This is a genomic window from Bacillus sp. JS (assembly GCF_000259365.1).
Classification (GTDB): domain Bacteria; phylum Bacillota; class Bacilli; order Bacillales; family Bacillaceae; genus Bacillus; species Bacillus stercoris.
In genome coordinates, this window is sequence record NC_017743.1 from 2222140 (window position 1) to 2240529 (window position 18390).

An 18390-nucleotide genomic window follows, 5' to 3' on the forward strand; every position below is an offset into this window, starting at 1 on the left:
CAAGAATAAACCAAATTTCTTTAGGAGAATAGAAAAAAGCCGCCATTACGGCAGCTTCTATAAAAGAAAATCTGCAACTTTTACAAGTTCCAGATTCATCAAACAGATTTATTAGAGATTCCTTTTAATACAAAACCAATTAATACACTATATGTACAAACCGCTCCGAGCAAAAACAGCATTGTCATTTGATTCACCATCCTGATTGAGAATCTTTTTCAAATTCATTTTAACATGAGTGAGAATGATTTTCAATCGCTATTTTACACTGTATTCCTGTAATGCCTTGTCTTCTGCGCGAATTCTGACGGTTAACAACACGGCATTTAAAATGGAAAACAGACACATGGTGACATACGCTTGATAAAGCAGCGGAATCAGCAAAATTTCAAGTATAACAACAGCATAGTTTGGGTGTTTCATCCATTTATAAGGACCTTTTTTTACAAGCTCTGCACCTGGAACGACAAGGATTTTCGTATTCCAATATGCTCCTAAGGAACAAAGCGCCCAATATCGCACTGCCTGTACACTTAAAATAACTGCGGCGATACCGATCCACCAGCTTGACGGCTGTTTATTCATCAGCAGCACTTCGGCAATTAAGGACAGGAAAAAAAGGATATGCATCGTAATGATATACGGATAGTGGCTCTCGCCAAATTCAATTGCTCCTTGCTTCTTTACCTTTTGTTCATTTTGTCTGGCCACTGCCATTTCTGCTGCTCTTTGAACAATGAGAATGGCGATCAACAACCAAAACATAAGTCAAGCCCCCTTTTCCCAGCTGAATAATAGCAGTTCTGATGAGAAACCCGGTCCTAATGCGCCAATCAGTCCCCGTTCAGCTTCCTTTTTATGTCCGTTCTGCAGATGGTCTTTGACCACATACAAGATTGTGGCTGAAGACATATTTCCGTGCTTTCGCAATATGTTTTGCGCTGATGAAAGCATTTCTGACGACAGTCCAAGACTTTTGATGTATGCGTCGATCACTTTTTTTCCGCCTGGATGCGCCAAAAAAACACTGATATCACGGAATGACAGCCGATGTTTGTCCAAAAAAATCTGTACATTTGTTTTGAGCCAATTTTCTACCAAAGTTGGTATATCTCGTGAGAAAATGACTTTGAATCCTTGATCGGTAAAGTCCCAGCCCATGATATCTTCTGATTGTTTCATCAAAACAGATTGGGAGTCTGTTATCTTCGGGGCAAGCTTCAGTTTTGACACCGTGCGGTCTGCCTTCTCTCCGCATAATAATGCTGCGGCAACGCCGTCACCAAATAGCGAGGTGCCGATCAGATTGCTTTTCGTTTTATCTTCCGGCTGGAATGTCAGGCTGCACAGCTCGGCAGCAATGACAAGCACAAAAGCCTCAGGATACGCTTTGCAGTATTCGGCTGCACGCGCAAGTCCGCTGGCTCCTCCTGCACAGCCAAGCCCCCAAATCGGAATCCGCTTCGTATATGGAGAAAACGGAAGTTCATTCATAAGCCGCGCCTCGATACTCGGTGTGGAAAGACCTGTGCTGGAGACGAAAAAAACCGCTTCCACTTTCTCATAAGGAATGGCTTCTTGAACAAATTCAGGGTGAGAGAGGCACTCACGAACAGCCTCCCTGCTGTGCTTAAGTGTTTCTTCTATGTATATTTGATTTTTTTCTTCAAAGCTGTGCTCCTCTTTATACCATTCAATCGGCTTAACAAACTGTCTCGAATGGATTTGCCCGTTTTTAAAGGAGGATAACAGCCGGTCAATATCCTTAAAGGAATGCTGAAACATATAGCGGGCGAACTCAGCCGCTTTCTCTTGATTTACATCATATACAGGAAGACTTGTTCCAATGGATAAAATAAACGCCATGCAATCACCTCTTTGCATACATTGTGCCGCAACGATCTTTTTTATATGCAAAAAAAACTCCGCCGCGGCGGAGTTAGACTGCTGTTTTTTGTTCCGTAAGGTCAGCTTCTTGTTCTGTTTTTTTGGCTTTAGAAAATACGTTATATACAATATTTAGGACAACTGCAGTGAAGCTGCCCGCTACAATGCCATTCGTTGTAAGAAGCGTAAGTGCACTCGGAAGCTGTTTGAAAATATCCGGCACAACGGTCACACCGAGTCCCAAACCCACTGAGCAGGCAACAATCAGCAGATTTTCCTGTTTCGCAAATTCAATGCGGCTAAGCATTTTAATTCCGTAAGCGATCACCATTCCAAACATCGCCACCATTGCACCACCCAAAACGGCAGATGGAATAATCGTCGTGAAAGCAGCGATCTTTGGAAACAGCCCGAATGCCATTAAGATCACACCTGTGACCACAATGACAGCATTTTTTTTGATTCCTGTGAGCTGAACAAGCCCGACATTTTGAGAGAATGCCGTGTAAGGAAAAGCGTTAAAAATACCGCCCAGAAGCACAGCCAGCCCTTCAGCGCGATAGCCTTTAGACAAATCTCTCTCTGTCAAACGGCGGTTTGTCAGGTCACCTAAGGCGAAGTAAACACCTGTAGACTCCACAAGACTGACAATCGCAACGATGGACATCGTAATGATAGGCGCTGCATGAAAAGACGGCGCTCCGAAGTAAAATGGCTGAATCATTTGTACAACTGCCGCATCCGACACATTATCAAATTGAACTTTCCCCATAAAATAAGCGATGAAGGTCCCAATCAAAATACCGATCAAAATCGAGACGGACTTGATAAAGCCTTTTGTAAAACGGTATAGAAGCACAATGATACTCAAAACGATAAAAGCAAGGGCAAGGTTGGAGAGATCTCCGAAATCTGCACTTCCTTCTCCGCCGGCCATGTTATTCATGGCAACCGGCATCAAAGTAATACCGATAATCGTAACAACAGAGCCTGTCACAACCGGCGGAAAAAACGAGACGAGCTTTCCAAAGAAAAATGAAATAAGTATCACTAGAATGCCTGAAGCAATAATGCTTCCGTAAACCGTTGAAACCCCGTATTCAGATCCAATTGCAATCATCGGCGATACAGCTGTAAATGTACAGCCAAGCACTACCGGAAGTCCGATCCCGAAAAAGCGGTTGCTCCATACTTGCAGAAGTGTAGCCACACCGCACATAAAAATATCAATCGATACTAAGTAGGTCAGCTGTTCGACAGTCAGTCCCATTGCTTTTCCGACAATCAGAGGAACGACAATGGCACCGGCATACATGGCAAGAACATGCTGAATCCCTAATGACAGCGTTTTGCCGAATCCATTTTTCATGAATGAACCTCCTGTACGAAGGACACTTTCCCTTCTTCTAAAGACCGAATTCTTGCCAAAGATTCCACTCGGTAGCCCAGTTTTACAAGTTCATCTCTTCCCGGCTGAAATGACTTTTCAATCACAATGCCAATTCCTGCAATAGAAGCACCCGCTTGCTTCACAATTGACGCGAGTCCGTGCGCTGCCTGTCCATTTGCCAAAAAATCATCGATAATCAGCACATGGTCCTGATCCGACAGGTGGGTCCCAGACACTGCGATTTGGCTTTCTGTTTGCTTCGTAAAGGAATAAACGGACGCTGTCAGCAAGTTGTCGGTGAGTGTTAATGATTGATGCTTTCTCGCGAAGACAACGGGCACACCCAGCTTCAAGCCAGTCATTACAGCTGGAGCGATACCTGATGATTCGATTGTCACAATTTTGGTAATACCGTCTTGTGCAAACCTGGTCGCAAATTCGTCACCAATTTTCTGCATAAGCAGCGGATCAATTTGGTGATTCAAAAAAGAATCCACTTTCAATACTTGATTTGATAATACGGCGCCTTCTTCCTCTATCTTCCTTTTCAGTGCTTCCATCCAGTCTTACCTCCGTTATGAGAATAAAAAAAGCATTGCCCGCTCAAATAAAGAGCAAGCAATGCTGATATAACAAAAAACCGTACATATGCGGTTCCATTGCTCACCCATAGTCGGAACATTTACGGTGCCCGGTAGAAACTTGCGTGCCATATCCACGCGATTATATGAGTGTTCCTATGATATTGTAATAAATTATATCAAGATTCTAATCTCTTGCATAGGCTGAAAGTGAAAATTTCCGAACTTTATTTTCTTTATTTTAGATATCATTCGTATTTAAAAGGAATCCGATCATAAAAAGCCTGGCGGCCGCGCCGCCAGGCTTTGATTATGCCAAATAGAGATTTGAATATTTGGTTGATAAATAGTCAATTAAATAGCGAACGTTCAGTTCTTCTCCTGTCGCATCTTTAATAATGTCTAACGGCTTTTTCCGTTTTCCATGAATATGCACCTTTTCCGTCAGCCATTGCTTTATCGGATGAAATTCCCCTCTTTCTAAGAGAGCGTCAAATTCAGGGAGATCCTCAAGCATTTTTTGTTTCAGCTGAGCCGCATACATGTAGCCGAGCGCATAGGATGGGAAGTAACCGAAATCTCCTCCTGCCCAATGGACGTCCTGTAAAATCCCCTCTGCATCCGTCTGCGGTGTAATCCCTAAATAATCCTGGTATTTTTGATTCCAAAGCGACGGCAGTTCTTCTACAGACACTTCATTGCTGAAAATCGCTTTTTCAATTTCATAACGAATGATGATATGAAGAGGATATGTCAATTCATCAGCCTCAACCCTGATAAATGAAGGTTTTGATTCATTGATTGCCCGGACAAAATCATCCAGGGAGATGTCCTTGAACTGTTCAGGTGATGCCTCTTGAATTTTCTTATAGTACGGTGTCCAAAAATGCTTGTTGCGGCCGATAAAATTCTCGTAAAATAATGATTGAGATTCATGAATTCCCATAGATGCACCGTCTGACAAGTTCGTGCCGCTCAGTGCTTCATCAATATTTTGCTCGTATATCGCGTGCCCGCACTCATGAATGGTGCCAAAGATTGCCGTCCGAAAATCTTTTTCATCATATCTCGTCGTGACTCGAACGTCTCCCCGGTTCAGCGTAGTTGCAAACGGATGAACGGTTTCATCAAGTCTTCCGCCATCAAAATCGTAGCCAAGCTCCTGTAAAAAATACAGACTGAGCTCTTTTTGCTTTTTTTTCGGGAACGCTTTTGTAATAAAGCTTGTAACTGGTTTATTTCCGGAAGCTGTCACCTGTTTAACAAGAGGGATAATCGCTTCCTTCAGCTCAGCAAACAGCTGATCAAGCACCTTTACCGTAACACCGGGCTCAAACAAATCAAGCAATGCATCATAAGGATGCTCTTGATATCCCCAGTACGTAATAAAACGTTTATTACATTCAATCAGCTGTTCTAAATAAGGAGAAAACAAGCTGAAATCAGATTTTCCCTTCGCTTCCTCCCACGCTGTTTCTGCCTTTGAACACAGAATCACGTATTCTTTGTATTCAGCCTCAGGGATTTTCTTATTCTCTTCATACTCTTTTTTCGCCAGTTCAACCGCTTTTTTCGTATCTTCTGACAAGTCATCAAATCGTTCATACAAGGCATCGATTAGCTCTTTCATTCGATCGGATGTCTGAATATTGAATATATCTGTTGAAAGCTGGCCGATGCTTTCAGCCCGGTCCTCTGAGCCGTTTTTCGGCGCGCCAGTTCTGGAGTCCCAGTGCATTAACGCGACTGCTTCGCTGTAATGTGAAATTCGTTTTAAAAGATCAAAAAATTCCTTTTCATATGTATGTATCTCCATATCCATTCCCTCCCTATTCTAGCCGTTCCATTACAGGCTAATGGAAGGGGGAATGAAAGTCAAATTGTTTGTACAAAAGGCTGCCGGTACGTTTGGCGGCAGCCTTTTTATTCAGTTGATCGTCATTTGATTTTTTGGCGGAGGTGTTCTCCTCTTTTTCCGTTTGATTTTTTTATCCACCCACACTGTTGCCAGCGGGGTTAAGAGCGAGGTGACAATAACGCTTGTCGCTATAATTGCAGTTGCCGATTCAGCAACTGGGGCAAATGAGGCATTCGCTTCCGCTAATGCGTATGGGACAGCTACAGCAGCCCCCGCCGTAGAAGAAGCGGCCACACCCGCGACACCGTCCCCCCGCGCAACAAAACGATCAAGCAAAAACAAGGAGCTGCCCGATAAAATGACGACAGAAACTCCGATAAAAATGCCGAGCAGCCCTGATTGAATCAGCATTCCAAAATTCAAGGTATTGCCGAGCGAAAAGGCGAAAAATGGAATGATCGCTGGCACAACCTTGCTGAATAAGTCCCTGAGATCATGATCCAGATTTCCAAGTATACATCCGAGCAAAAACGGGATGACTGTCGCTGCCAGCGTTTCCCATGGGAATGCGGCAAGTCCCGTCACACCAAACGTCACCATGGTCATAAAAGGACCTGATTCTGTACTAATGAAGGCGAAAGCGCCCGCATCCTCTTTTCTTCCCATATGGTTCATAAGCGCCAAATACAGTCCGCCGTTCGTTTCATTCATTACCGCGACAATTGCTAAAACAGAAAGGCCTGCAAAAAAGCCGGATTGTATGCCTTCGTCAGGTATAAATTGCGCTGCGATCACGCCGAGCAGCGCTGCAAATCCGACCTTCCCCAATAATAACGTGATTCCTTTTCTTGCGATGTAGCCTGAGGAACGAAAATCAATCGTTGCTCCTACGCAAAAGATAAAAACACCCAGTATCGGCAGCGTTCCAGTAATCAAAGCACCCGTAAAACCTCCAAAGAACTCTGCTGTTCCAGGAGCAAACGTGTTGAGCGCCGCTCCAAGAAATAGCGGAATAATCATCATTCCGCCAGGTACCCGTTCAATTGTCGCCTTGATTTTCATATTGTGGATTCTCCCATCCTCCGGTTATGAAAAAACAATACCCCTTACACTTGGAAAACAGCCTGTAAATCCTCTTTTGAACAGCTGCCCAGCTGGCTGCCGACACCGACGGCGCCAGCTCCGGCTCTAAGCCAATCCGGCACTTCAGACGGATGAATCCCGCCTGTCGGAATAAAGGTCACCTGCGGGAAAGGGCCCGCTAAACTTTTCATAAACGGAAGGCCAAATACACCGCTTGGGAACAGTTTTAATGTAGTAAAACCGCATGTCAACGCTTCCATAATTTCGCTTGGAGTCAGGACGCCGGGGATATAATGTGTTTTTACAAAAGAAAGGTGCTCAGCAAGATCAGCTGAAAAACCCGGACTGACAATAAACTGTGCGCCAGCCTCAGCAGCTTCCCCAGCTTGCTGCGCGGTGATGACCGTGCCCGCGCCAATTAAAATATCGTCTCTATTACGGAAGGTTTCGATAATATCTGATGCCCCGGGCGTCGTATACGTCACTTCAACTGCACGAATCCCTTTATCTAATAAACTCTCAATCTGCTGACAGGCATCCTGTTTATCCTTTGAGCGAATGACTGCAATCAGCTTGGCTTCTTGCAGACGGTTTTCAACGATTTTGGACTCCATATTAATAATCCCCTTTCTTTTGGTGAACCGTTCTTTGAGCAGATAAAAAAGAAGCTAATTTCTCCCTGGTCGGCAAACCGTCCATATCCCCCGGTGCCTGGACTTGCAAAGCGCCAATCGCATTTCCCCTTTGCACCGCATCCTTGTACGACAAACCATCTAGGATACCGCTGATTACACCGACTGCAAATCCGTCTCCGGCGCCGACTGTATCAACCACCCGGTCGACTGGGAAGCCTACTAGAAATCCTTCACTTGTCCCCGTTTTAAAGTAAGCGCCTTCTTTGCCAAGTTTAATAGCAACAAAGCTGACTCCTTTTTTCAGATAATAATCAGCAATACCTTCAGGTGTTTTTTCTCCGGTCAATAGCTCTCCCTCTGTGATCCCCGGAAAAAACCAGTCTGCAAGCCCAGCCAAATCATTGATTGTGTGTATCATTGTTGCTTGATCAGGCCAAAGCGAAGGCCTTAAATTAGGGTCGAATGAAATGGTTTTCCCGGCGTTTCTCATGTCGTTCATGACATGATACGTGAAGTCTTTCATATCAGCTGATAAGGCAGGCGGAATGCCTGTCACATGCAAATGGCCTGCGCATTGAAAATAATCTTTTGGATATTCAGTAAAAGTTAATGTGCTTGCAGCTGAGTTTTTCCTATAGTAGGTAACTTGCGGGTCACCTTCCTTCACTTTTGACTTCAGCAGCAGCCCGGTGGGATTTTCGTCCTGCGAGCGGATCACGCGGGACACATCCACTCCCTCTTTTTTAAGTTCCTGTACAATAAACGTTCCGAGCTGATCATTGCCGACCTTGCTCATCCATCCCATTCGAAATCCGAGTCTGGCAAGGCCGCAGGCGACATTGCTTTCTGCTCCGGCAAGCCCTTTAGAAAAAGTGGATACTTCATGAAGGCCTCCATACTCATTTGCGTAAAACATGGCCATTGATTCTCCGAATGTCACCGCATCAAGCTTCATCTCTTCCCAACCTCCTCTTAGTTGAGGGCACCTAGGATTAAAGTGACTTTCTCATGATGACTTTTGCCTCCAATTCAATGGTTTGAGGCGCTCCTTTGTCACCTTCAATCCTTTTTAATACACGTTCCATCGCCGTCCTGCCCATATCATGTGACGGCTGGGCGATCGTTGTAATGCCTGGACCGATCAGTTTGTACCATTCCGTGTCATCGAACCCTGCAATCCCTATATCTTGAGGAATGCGCAGGCCAAGCTCTTCCATACAACTGATGATTTTCAGCATAATCAAGCCATTCAAAGCCAGAATCGCTTTTTTTTGCCCCGGCATCTCCTTGTGAAAGGAACGAAGCGCCGCCTTAAGCTGCTCCTTGTCCTTTACGTCAATTTCATACATTTTGACAAGCCCGTTCACATTTTGAACCGCAGCCATTTCCTGATACACAGCTGCTCTTTCTGCACGAGGGCTGATAGAGGAAATTGGTTCTGTAAACAGCGCGACATCAGTATACCCTTTGCTGTAAATCTTCTGAAGAATCTCTTTTGTGATCCATCTGTTATCAGTCGTTACGGTATCCAGTTTCAGATCCGGCAGTTTCCGGTCAATTAAGATCGTTGGAATGTGCTGTTCAGCAAAAGCGCGCAGTAAATCCTTGTTTTCCCCGGTTGCGTTTAAAATCAGGCCCTCAACCGAATGGGCTTTTAGCTTTAAGAGCATTTCCCGCTCTTTTTCAGGACTGTTATCTGTGTTGCACACCATAATGCTGTATCCATATTGATCACAAACCTCTTCGACTCCCCTGAAAGCAGCGACCGAAAAAGGATTTGTAATGTCAGCCACAACAAATCCGATTAACTTGCTTTTTTTTATTTTCAAACCTTGGGCCATTTTACTCGGCCGATAATTCAATTCTGCGATTGCCTTTTTAATGTTTTTCACTTTTTCAGGAGAAATCGCGTCAATTTTCCCGTTAATATAGCGGGAAACTGTCGATTTCGAAACTCCTGCATATTCAGCTACATCTTTGATGGTCATATGGCCTGTTGTTTTCTTTTTCATTCAAGTGCTCCTGTATCTCATATATTTGAAACCGATTTCAAAACCGTTACAACAAAAGAATACCATAATTTTAACATTTGGAAAGAGTTTTTTTAATAATGTGTCAATTCATTATTTTTCCGTTGACTCTTTTCACTATTTATCCTAAAATTTTCTTTGAAACCGTTACCAAAATGTTTTCATTCAAGTGATGCTGAAATCCTAACCAAGGGGGAAATATAATGGAAAATCGTTATTCTGTACACCCTGAACACGTAAAACGCTTTACAACAGAGGAACTTCGCAGTCATTTCTTAATGGATCCTTTATTTACGGAAAACAAGCTTACGATGTATTACTCACACGAAGACCGGGTTGTCATCGGCGGAGCGGCTCCAGGGCAAAGTGAACTGAAGCTTGATGCAGGTGATTTTCTAAAAACAGACTTCTTTTTGGAACGGCGTGAAATCGGGATTATTAATGTCGGCCAGCCTGGTGCTGTCAGGGTTGGCGATGATGAATATGTGCTTCAAACAAAGGATTTTCTCTATATTGGAATGGGCAATCAGAATGTATCGTTTTCAAGCCTGAACGGGGAAAAAGCGAAGTTTTACTTCGTCTCCTCCTGCGCCCACAAAAGCTATCCGACACAAAAAGCCGCCCTATCTGAACTGACACCGGACCGCCTTGGTGATGATGCAGCGTCTAATGTCAGAAGCCTGTACAAAGTCATACATCAGGATGGCATTAAAAGCTGCCAGCTGATGATGGGAATAACGATGTTAGATCAAAACAACAACTGGAATACCATGCCGGCACACGTTCATGACCGTCGGATGGAGGCTTATCTTTACCTGGATCTTGAAAAGGACTCAAAGGTGTTTCATTTCATGGGCCAGCCGGACGAAACACGCCACCTTGTGGTTGGTAATGAGCAGGCTGTCCTTTCCCCCGCCTGGTCTATTCATTCTGGCGCAGGAACATCAAATTACAGCTTTGTGTGGGCAATGGCTGGAGAAAATTATACTTTTACGGACATGGATCTCATTCCGATGGATGGGCTGAAATAAGATGGGTTATCTGCATGACGCCTTTTCACTAGAAGGAAAAACAGCGCTGGTGACAGGCCCGGGAACAGGGATCGGTCAAGGAATTGCCAAAGCGCTGGCCGGGGCTGGGGCTGATATTATCGGCACATCACATACAAGCAGTCTGTCTGAAACACAGCAGCTTGTGGAACAGGAAGGCCGGACATTTACATCTTTTACATTGGACATGAGCAAGCCGGAAGCAATCAAGAATTCTGCAGCTGAGCTGTTTGAAAACAGGCAGATCGACATTCTTGTCAATAATGCGGGTATTATTCATCGAGAAAAAGCGGAACATTTTGCAGAAGAGAACTGGCAGCACGTACTGAATGTCAATCTAAACAGCTTGTTTATTCTGACACAGCTGGCAGGCAGACACATGCTGAAAAGAGGTTATGGAAAGATAATTAATATCGCCTCTCTCCTGTCTTTTCAAGGTGGGATACTCGTTCCTGCTTACACCGCGAGCAAACACGCTGTTGCCGGTTTGACAAAATCCTTTGCAAATGAGTGGGCAGCATCGGGCATTCAGGTCAATGCAATCGCCCCAGGCTATATTTCTACTGCGAATACAAAGCCTATTCGGGATGATGAAAAGCGAAATGAGGACATTTTAAAAAGAATTCCTGCCGGCCGCTGGGGCCAAGCGGATGATATCGGAGGGACAGCAGTCTTTTTGGCGTCACGTGCTTCAGATTATGTGAATGGACATATCTTAGCTGTTGATGGAGGCTGGCTATCCCGCTGACAATGAAAAAAGCTGACGAACAAGATCGTCAGCTTTTCCTATTACATCATATGCGGTTCAACAGGCAGGACCTTTTTGACCTCATCAATGATGCGTTCATTTTCTCCGCCAGCGTAAATGTGAATCGAGCCGCTGTCTTGATTCGAGCGAATCAGACGCCCGATGCCCTGCCGTACGCGTAACAACATATATGGCAGATCCACTTCTTCGAACGGATCTTTTTTCGCTCCGTTGCGTTTCGCAGTAAATACAGGGTCATGAGGCGGGAATGGCAATGACCAAATTGTAACATTCCTCAATGCGTCACCAGGAATATCGAGTCCTTCCCATAAGTGAACCGAACAAAGTACTGTTTCCTCTTCCTCTTGGAATTTCTCCACTAAGCTGCTGATTTCTTCATCACCTTCAAAGAAAATCGGATACGGCAGCTCCCATGCAGCCGACAGCTCTTTAAACTCGTTTAATTCTTCAAAAGAAGGGAATAGCACAAGGGTTCTACCTTTGTAACGTTTGATTGTTTCAATCGTCTCAGCCGCTTTTTGTTCAGCCGCCATGTCTGTTTTTGTGTATAGATTAACAGTCATTTGCTCGTCATAATCATAAGGGGAATCAACAGTTAATGACAAATAATCATGAATCCCGAGACTGTCGGCAATATAATCAAATGAACCGCCTTCTGACAACGTAGCAGACGAGAAGATATAAGGGATTTTCTTAGAAAACACCTTTTCGCCAAGTACTTCTGCTACCGTTCTCGGCATCACGACAAAAGTGGATTCTGCTTCCTTTTTCTCCAGCCAGCTGATCGCGTCCTTTTGATATAGAGATAATGAATACGCCATTTGTTCAACATACTCTTCTACAACTGACAGCTCGTATTGATCAATCGTGTACATTTCAGACTCGAATACAAGTGCCTCACCGATTTTATCAAGTAAACGGCAAAGCTCGTCCGCCGTCTTTTTGACACGCTGGTCATTTTTTATTTCTAAACGGTGTGAACCGGCTACTTCTTTTGATTCTTCAGAAAGAACATAGAAAAATTCGTCGTTTGCAGCAAGTGCATCTTCAATCAATTCTGCAAACTCTTCTCTGATGTCATTTTGCAGCAAACGTTCTAAAAACAATTCAAGTGTAGACTGCTTCACTCTGTAGGTAAGCGCTTTTTGTGCAGCAAACTCTAGCAAATGCCCTTCATCAAATACAACTGCACTATGATCAGGCAAAAGCGGCAGCTGTCCTTCTCGTTTGCGTGATTCTTCCGTCCATACATGCTCCATATAAAAATCATGAGAACATATGATTAAGTCCGTTGACTTGCGGTAGTAATCTCTGGAAAGCGTCAGGCCGCATCTGTGTCTCATATCACAAGTCAGACAGTCCTGAAACGAGTCGTAGCTTACGTCAGACCATTCTTCATTTGATAGATTTGCGTACTGCTTACGGTCGCCATACGGATAAAAGCGCTGCATCGCCTGTGACTCATGGACAAATGACGGTAACGATTCATAAAGATCCAGCCATTTATCATCATCAGAACGCTGCATTGTTTTTTCAAGCTTCTTCAAGCATAAATATTGCTCATGTGATTTTGACAGCCTTGTATCAATTTTCAGATCAAGATGCTCAGCCAGCTTTGAAATATCGCCCTCTTTTTTCACCAGCTGTTCGATTAATGTTTCATCGGCACAAGCAATGATGGCCGGTTTGCCGACATACCTTGCATAGCTGATCGCAAACAGAAGATAAACCAGCGTTTTCCCCGTTCCCACTCCAGCTTCGGCGAACATGACTTTCTTCTCTTTAAACGCCCGCTCAAGCTGAAAAGCCATAAATACTTGCTCATCCCGAAGATCAAACCCTTTTTCGGGAAGGATATCGTAAAACACGTCACCAATCCAATTGTTCAATTCTTCATAAAAATTCTTTGTTTTCGTTAAAGAAAAAGGCAAACGTGATGTTGTCACCTAGTTCCAACCCCCAACTATTCGACATTCAGACCACCAATAATATCATTTTCCGCTGATGAATACAATAAAAAAACTTGGCATTGCCAAGTTTTTTGCAGTTTACTTGCGATTGATCACATGCGACGATAAAAAAGGATGGTCTGTTGAATAAATATGTTCTACCGCTTTTTCTAAATCATTTTGCGCATGCGACATCACAGACGGAGACGAATCAGTCCCGAGCTCCTTTAGCTCGTTTGCTGTTGCGTCAAGCGCCCTTTGAATAAGATTAAAATGTTCGCTGTTCAGCATGAGATCACCTCTGATGGAAATAATCATCATTGTATGCGAACTTTTCATTTTATATACATGCTTTACCGCATGTTATCCCCGAAACTTGCACAAACTACACTTGATATTCCGTCTTTGGATTATCCGTCTTATCAACAATATTCTATCAGGGAGTGATGTTGACATGAGTTATAGAAACCGATTAGATCAGCATTCTGAACTGTTTCATCACAATTGGACGCGGCCTAAACGTTCTAAGTCTCAAGTAAACGGTCACACTGAAATGTCCCAAACCAACATTATATTGAGAAGCAATGCGAAAGCTCACCGTTGGTAACGATAGAATATGGCTGAAAGATGAAAGAAGACGCATGCAGAGCGTCTTCTTTTTATTCGTTTTCTGTTTTCTTGCGCTGCGGTCTTACTTTTGACCAATATTGATAATAATCCGTTTTAATAAACCCGTTAAAGAGCTTGCGTTTCTTCGTTGCTTTTCTGCCATATGCTTCCTCAAAGTTTTCATTTGATGTCAGCATATACACAGACCAAGTATCAAGCGGCTCGAACGCCTGCCCCATTTCTTTGTACATCTGTTCAACAGCTTTTTTCTCGCCGAGACGCTCTCCATATGGCGGATTGCCGACAATTACGCCAAACTCCAGATTCGTTGTGAAGTCTTTGACCTGCATCTGCTTGAACTGGATGAAATCTCCCAAGCCAGCTTCCTCTGCATTTTCTTTAGCGATTTGAACCATGCGGTGGTCTATATCGCTTGCGAAAATCGTAAGCGGCTGGTCATAGTTTGCCTTTTCTTCGACTTCAAGCCGCGCTTTGTCCCACAGGTCTTTGCCGATCCATTCCCAATCCTCTGAAACAAAATCGCGGTTGAATCCCGGAGCGATGTTTTGGCCGATTAATGCCGCTTCAATCGCGATTGTTCCGGAACCGCAGAAAGGATCGGCAAACGGACGGTCCGGCGTCCAATTGGTTAATTGCACCAAAGCAGCTGCAAGTGTTTCTTTAATTGGCGCACCGCCCTGATCGACACGGTATCCTCGTTTGTGAAGGCCTGTCCCTGATGAGTCCAGTGTAATAAGAGCCTGATCTTTCAATAAAGAAATTTCCACTTTATACTCGGCACCTGTTTCTTCAATCCAATCATTGGCTTTGCCGGACTGCAGCTTGAGCTTTTCTACAATTGCTTTTTTGACAATCCGCTGACAGTCGGGAACGCTTGCGAGTGTTGATTTTACCGATTTTCCGATGACAGGGAATTTCCCGTTTTCAGGTATAAATGAGCGCCAGTTAATCGCTTTCGTTTTTTCAAACAGCTCATCAAATGTTTTCGCTTTAAAAGAAGCAACCTGAACCTTTATGCGGTCGGCTGTTCTAAGCCAAAGGTTTGCACGGCAGATCGCGAGCGCATCACCTTCAAAAATAACTTTCCCGTTATCAACCTTGCATTCGTATCCTAAATCTCGTACTTCCTTTGCGACAACAGCTTCAATACCCATTGGTGCCGTTGCAATTAGTGTATACTTCTTCATCGTATCACCCTGTCTTTTAAAACTTTTCTCATTTCAAGATAAAAGCTCTCCTTATACGGGAGAGCTTGTTTTCATCATTTTAAATGTAAGTGGTCTAACGTTCTGTAAGCCATGTTTTGTTCCGTCGTACTGCAAACGGCTTATCACCTCGTACTCAGGCGGCAATCATCTATCTACAGAAAGCATTCTGTCCTTCTCTCCGTTGAATTCCGTTAAGAAGGTTCCCCTACCAAAATTTGGGTTTCTCGCTCGAGGGGTTTACCGCGTTCCACTCTCACCATTTCTAGTGAGACTTCGTCACTGTGGCACTTTCAAGGATACTCAGCCATATCCAGAGGACGTAGGCTTTTTTCCTGCCGTCAGCCCCTAAAAGGCTGCCCTAGCTTATGACTTCGCTAGGCACGAACACTACGGGCATCTCAGCACCGTGCGAGCATGGACTTTCCTCTACAGATTCAAGATCTGCAGCGATTACCCGAACGTTAAGAACATGAATTATTATATAACAACTGATTACAATTTACAAGCGCCATTTTTTTCAAGCGCGATCAATCATAAAGCTTGCTGCCAAAAACGTGTTTTTCTAAGTTAGACAGCCGTTTTAAAATATCAAAATTTGTTGTGTTAGATTGCACAGGCTGTTTCTTGCTAGCTTCTTCAAGCTGCTTTTTCAGCTGCAGATTTTCCTGCTGCAGTTCTTCAATTTCTTGATGGAAGGTTTCATAATCCTTAATAATCATATCTAAAAATTTGTCAACGTCTTCTTGCTTGTAGCCTCTAACGCCTGTTTTAAATTCTTTTTCCAAAATTTCTTTCGCAGAAAGCTTTACTTTATCAGCAAGCATCTTTTTCACCTCGTATCGTGAATCATCACATATATTTTTTCAGAAATCTGTACGGTTGTCAAATTTCTCTCTCTTTGTTAGTAGCTGTCTTCCTCCACTGTCACTCTCAAGTCATCCATCGTGATAAAATAGATGGGATACCCGTCCCGTTCGCGTCTCTTTTCAGCCGCCTCAAGCATATACTTTGGAGATCCTTCCTTTTCAGGATCATATAACAGCATCAAGGCGTCTGATTTTTCTATAAAAAACTGATTTTTTTGTTTAAACTGAAGCGGGCTTTCATACGGCCTGTGAGTCAGGCTTTCTTCGTAGTCAGCCTGTGCCAGGACAGCTTCGTAGAGCTCTTTATTAGGCTCTTTCCAGTTCTTGTCCTGATCGTAGAAAGGGGTAATTACAGCTACCTTTAAATCAGGATATTCCTCCTGCAAATCATATGCAGCTTCAGCAGCCCACAGCTCCGCTCCAAGCTGTCCCGAAATTAAAATCCATTCTAAGCCCTCATCTAAAAATCCGATCAGCCGGTTTTTAATCGCTTTTTTTATGTAATACAGCGCCTTATCATCCTGCTTAAAAATCCCCAATTCAAACGGTTTATATCCCGTAATAGCCAAAACTTTCAAGTTTTCACCTGCTTTTAAAAAATGGGGTCCCCTTCAGGGCCCCATTTTTAATGTTGCGTGTTACACCAATCAGTCTGCACGATTCAATACTAATCGCAGCAAGGTTTTCCTGCCTGAAAATGCTGATGTGTTGTCGGATCATAGCTAGAGTATGTGTGTGGATAGTAGTGAACATGCTCAAAATGATGGTGATTTACATTTGTCGTATGCTGTGGATGAATATGCGGCACGACAGTATTGGAAAACGTATGGTGCTCACAGCAATGCGTAGGATGGACAATCGGCGCCATCACGTGCGGTCTGCAGTGGTACATAATAAGATCCCCTTTCCATAACTTTATTACAATATTAGGTTATGAAACATAAGGGGTACATGTTCTAATACAAAAACCTATTTTAAAAGTGTGCAATTAAGCTGTCTTTAAAGTTTGAAAACACAAAAGCAATCAAAAATACCACAACAAAGAACAAGTAAAAAACACCCTTATACATACCAACTCTCCCTTTAAAAATAACTAACGTCATTTTACAGGATTCGCCGCTATTCTACAACAAAATCACTGTGAATTCAGCAAAAAAAATTCATAGCGAAACAAGTCGTCTTTTGCGCTTTCCCGGGGAATATTTAAGAGGAATATTTCCTCTTCAGCCGGGCGATTCTCATATGCAGTTTTTCTGTTTCTTTTTCTGATAAAAATGCCGCATCGCTAAGCAGTTGTTCTGCTATCTGCAATGCTTTTCCGAATTCTTTTTTCTTATGCTCAAAATATTTCGCGAGCTCTATTACAGCAGCATATCTGCACTTCTGATTTTGCGAGCGGGACAGTTTTTCCCAAAGCGGCACTGCTTCTTCCAAGCGGTTTTGTTTTTTGTACAGGAGCGATAAATCCAGTCGTGCACTGTCCTGATCCTCAAACGGTTTTTCTATAAGCCTTTCCAGCTGTTTGATCGCTTGATCCGTCTCTTTATGAGCCATAAACCATTTGGCCATGGCATAAGCTTCACTGTGTTCTTTTGGCGCATGTGATTCTGAAAGGATTTTTTTAGACATATGAATATACAATGAAATAAGCGATAGCACATCCATTTCATTATGCTGCAGGACACCTTTTAGAAGATCCGGCTCTTGCGCCTTGATAAAATGAAAGTAAAGCATCGGCGCCAAGTAGCCTGGTGTGTCTTCTAGTCTGCGGATGTCGAGCTCTTCTTTTTCAACCGTGCCGAGGGATACACGGTCCATTTTGTGTTTCCACAGGCGTCTAGCTCCATGTAAAAGGTCAAAGTGGCCGAATTCCGGAAGCTTCGGAAGTCTGTCACGGATCAAGGTATGCCTTGTTTTCACCTGAGGCCAATCAAAGGCTTTGCCGTTGTAGGTCACAAGTGATGTAATGTCAACCTCGCTTAAAAAGCTTTGATACAAGGCGACTTCGTTCCCCGGCTTAGGCAAAAGATGCTGTTTGACTGTCACTCGGTCTTCATACACTCTCGCATGGCCAAGCAAAAAAATGGTATTCCCAGCTCCGCCTCCGAGACCGGTTGTTTCTGTATCAAAGAAAAAGAGATTGTTTTTGTTATACCCTTTTGCTGACAACGTATGAGACAGGCTGCTTTGGTTCCATAATTTGATCACTTCCTCAAGCTCAGAAAAATGGTATAACCCATGGCGGTGAGAAAGCGGATATTCTACTTCTCTGATGAGGCAGTATTCATCTTCGAAAAAGAAAGGCTTCATGCCAAAAGCCTCCCACTCTTCTAAAAACGGGATGTCATCAAAGTGGTTTTCTTGTTTGCCTGCTTCTATTTTTTGTTCCCCTTCGTCGAGCACCATGTGCTTTTTCATACGCTGGAGTTTCCCTTTTAATGACATATCCAACCTC

The 18390-nt window shown here is 43.6% G+C and carries 21 protein-coding genes, 1 other RNA gene and 1 riboswitch; of the genes, 3 read left to right on the top strand and 19 right to left on the bottom strand.

Going from position 1 to position 18390, the window contains the following annotated elements; translation table 11 throughout:
* Window positions 1-98 precede the first annotated feature (98 nt).
* The 10 genes from fbpC to kdgR form a co-directional block, all read right to left on the bottom strand.
* Window positions 99-188: a Fur-regulated basic protein FbpC gene (fbpC, locus tag MY9_RS21595; protein WP_100069434.1), complete on the bottom strand. Its 90-nt coding sequence runs from the start codon at window positions 186-188 to the stop codon at window positions 99-101.
* 70 nt (window positions 189-258) lie between these two features.
* Complete coding sequence (gene bpsB / locus MY9_RS11050; protein WP_014664350.1) at window positions 259-765, bottom strand: alkylpyrone methyltransferase; 507 nt, start codon at window positions 763-765, stop codon at window positions 259-261.
* A 3-nt stretch (window positions 766-768) separates the two neighbouring features.
* Window positions 769-1866 (bottom strand): type III polyketide synthase BpsA, encoded by a 1098-nt coding sequence (gene bpsA / locus MY9_RS11055; RefSeq protein WP_014664351.1) that lies wholly within the window; start codon window positions 1864-1866, stop codon window positions 769-771.
* Window positions 1867-1939: 73 nt separating this feature from the next.
* Entirely contained in the window at window positions 1940-3256 is a 1317-nt protein-coding gene (gene pbuX, locus MY9_RS11060; protein ID WP_014664352.1) for a xanthine permease PbuX, read from the bottom strand.
* On the bottom strand, window positions 3253-3837 hold the full coding sequence (gene xpt, locus MY9_RS11065) for a xanthine phosphoribosyltransferase (protein WP_014664353.1): 585 nt from the start codon (window positions 3835-3837) through the stop codon (window positions 3253-3255). Before xpt ends, pbuX begins: the two co-directional genes overlap by 4 nt.
* Window positions 3838-3927: 90 nt before the next feature.
* Window positions 3928-4028: riboswitch (purine riboswitch) on the bottom strand.
* A gap of 140 nt (window positions 4029-4168) precedes the next feature.
* Complete coding sequence (gene ypwA / locus MY9_RS11070; RefSeq protein ID WP_014664354.1) at window positions 4169-5674, bottom strand: carboxypeptidase; 1506 nt, start codon at window positions 5672-5674, stop codon at window positions 4169-4171.
* 111 nt (window positions 5675-5785) lie between these two features.
* Entirely contained in the window at window positions 5786-6778 is a 993-nt protein-coding gene (gene kdgT, locus MY9_RS11075; protein WP_014664355.1) for a 2-keto-3-deoxygluconate transporter, read from the bottom strand.
* A 44-nt stretch (window positions 6779-6822) separates the two neighbouring features.
* Entirely contained in the window at window positions 6823-7413 is a 591-nt protein-coding gene (gene eda / locus MY9_RS11080) for a bifunctional 4-hydroxy-2-oxoglutarate aldolase/2-dehydro-3-deoxy-phosphogluconate aldolase (protein ID WP_014664356.1), read from the bottom strand.
* A gap of 1 nt (window position 7414) precedes the next feature.
* Window positions 7415-8389 carry a 2-dehydro-3-deoxygluconokinase gene (kdgK, locus tag MY9_RS11085; RefSeq protein WP_014664357.1) on the bottom strand — a complete coding sequence of 325 codons (975 nt, stop codon included), beginning with the start codon at window positions 8387-8389 and terminating at the stop codon, window positions 7415-7417.
* A gap of 37 nt (window positions 8390-8426) precedes the next feature.
* Window positions 8427-9446, bottom strand: a complete 1020-nt coding sequence (gene kdgR, locus MY9_RS11090) for a pectin utilization transcriptional regulator KdgR (RefSeq protein ID WP_014664358.1) — start codon at window positions 9444-9446, stop codon at window positions 8427-8429.
* Between the two features lie 221 nt (window positions 9447-9667).
* Here kdgR and kduI point away from each other — a divergent pair, with 221 nt between their 5' ends.
* A complete protein-coding gene (kduI, locus tag MY9_RS11095; protein ID WP_014664359.1) occupies window positions 9668-10495 on the top strand; it encodes a 5-dehydro-4-deoxy-D-glucuronate isomerase in 828 nt (275 codons plus the stop codon).
* Between the two features lies 1 nt (window position 10496).
* Window positions 10497-11261 carry a 2-dehydro-3-deoxy-D-gluconate 5-dehydrogenase KduD gene (gene kduD, locus MY9_RS11100; RefSeq protein ID WP_014664360.1) on the top strand — a complete coding sequence of 255 codons (765 nt, stop codon included), beginning with the start codon at window positions 10497-10499 and terminating at the stop codon, window positions 11259-11261.
* Between the two features lie 41 nt (window positions 11262-11302).
* On the opposite strand, the gene MY9_RS11105 is transcribed toward kduD, so the two are convergent.
* Together MY9_RS11105 and MY9_RS11110 are read right to left on the bottom strand one after the other, a co-directional pair.
* The gene (locus MY9_RS11105; RefSeq protein WP_014664361.1) at window positions 11303-13228 is read right to left on the bottom strand and encodes an ATP-dependent DNA helicase; all 1926 of its coding nucleotides are present in this window, start codon (window positions 13226-13228) and stop codon (window positions 11303-11305) included.
* Between the two features lie 102 nt (window positions 13229-13330).
* On the bottom strand, window positions 13331-13522 hold the full coding sequence (locus MY9_RS11110) for a hypothetical protein (protein ID WP_014664362.1): 192 nt from the start codon (window positions 13520-13522) through the stop codon (window positions 13331-13333).
* Between the two features lie 163 nt (window positions 13523-13685).
* On the opposite strand from MY9_RS11110, the gene MY9_RS21165 reads away from it, so the two are divergent.
* Window positions 13686-13838 (top strand): YpzG family protein, encoded by a 153-nt coding sequence (locus MY9_RS21165; RefSeq protein ID WP_010327933.1) that lies wholly within the window; start codon window positions 13686-13688, stop codon window positions 13836-13838.
* Between the two features lie 52 nt (window positions 13839-13890).
* On the opposite strand, the gene MY9_RS11115 is transcribed toward MY9_RS21165, so the two are convergent.
* From MY9_RS11115 to mrfB, 7 genes are all read right to left on the bottom strand, one after another.
* A complete protein-coding gene (locus MY9_RS11115) occupies window positions 13891-15048 on the bottom strand; it encodes a THUMP domain-containing class I SAM-dependent RNA methyltransferase (protein ID WP_014664363.1) in 1158 nt (385 codons plus the stop codon).
* A 100-nt stretch (window positions 15049-15148) separates the two neighbouring features.
* Window positions 15149-15531, bottom strand: an RNA gene (rnpB, locus tag MY9_RS21170) — RNase P RNA component class B.
* Between the two features lie 65 nt (window positions 15532-15596).
* Window positions 15597-15893, bottom strand: a complete 297-nt coding sequence (gene gpsB, locus MY9_RS11120; RefSeq protein WP_003225629.1) for a cell division regulator GpsB — start codon at window positions 15891-15893, stop codon at window positions 15597-15599.
* Between the two features lie 77 nt (window positions 15894-15970).
* Entirely contained in the window at window positions 15971-16513 is a 543-nt protein-coding gene (locus tag MY9_RS11125; RefSeq protein WP_014664364.1) for a DUF1273 domain-containing protein, read from the bottom strand.
* A gap of 89 nt (window positions 16514-16602) precedes the next feature.
* Complete coding sequence (gene cotD / locus MY9_RS11130; protein ID WP_040082809.1) at window positions 16603-16827, bottom strand: spore coat protein CotD; 225 nt, start codon at window positions 16825-16827, stop codon at window positions 16603-16605.
* 82 nt (window positions 16828-16909) lie between these two features.
* Window positions 16910-17038, bottom strand: coding sequence for a hypothetical protein (locus MY9_RS21600; RefSeq protein WP_003230707.1), 129 nt, complete (start codon window positions 17036-17038; stop codon window positions 16910-16912).
* A 100-nt stretch (window positions 17039-17138) separates the two neighbouring features.
* Window positions 17139-18380 (bottom strand): metal-dependent exonucleaseMrfB, encoded by a 1242-nt coding sequence (gene mrfB, locus MY9_RS11140; RefSeq protein ID WP_014664366.1) that lies wholly within the window; start codon window positions 18378-18380, stop codon window positions 17139-17141.
* Window positions 18381-18390 lie beyond the last annotated feature (10 nt).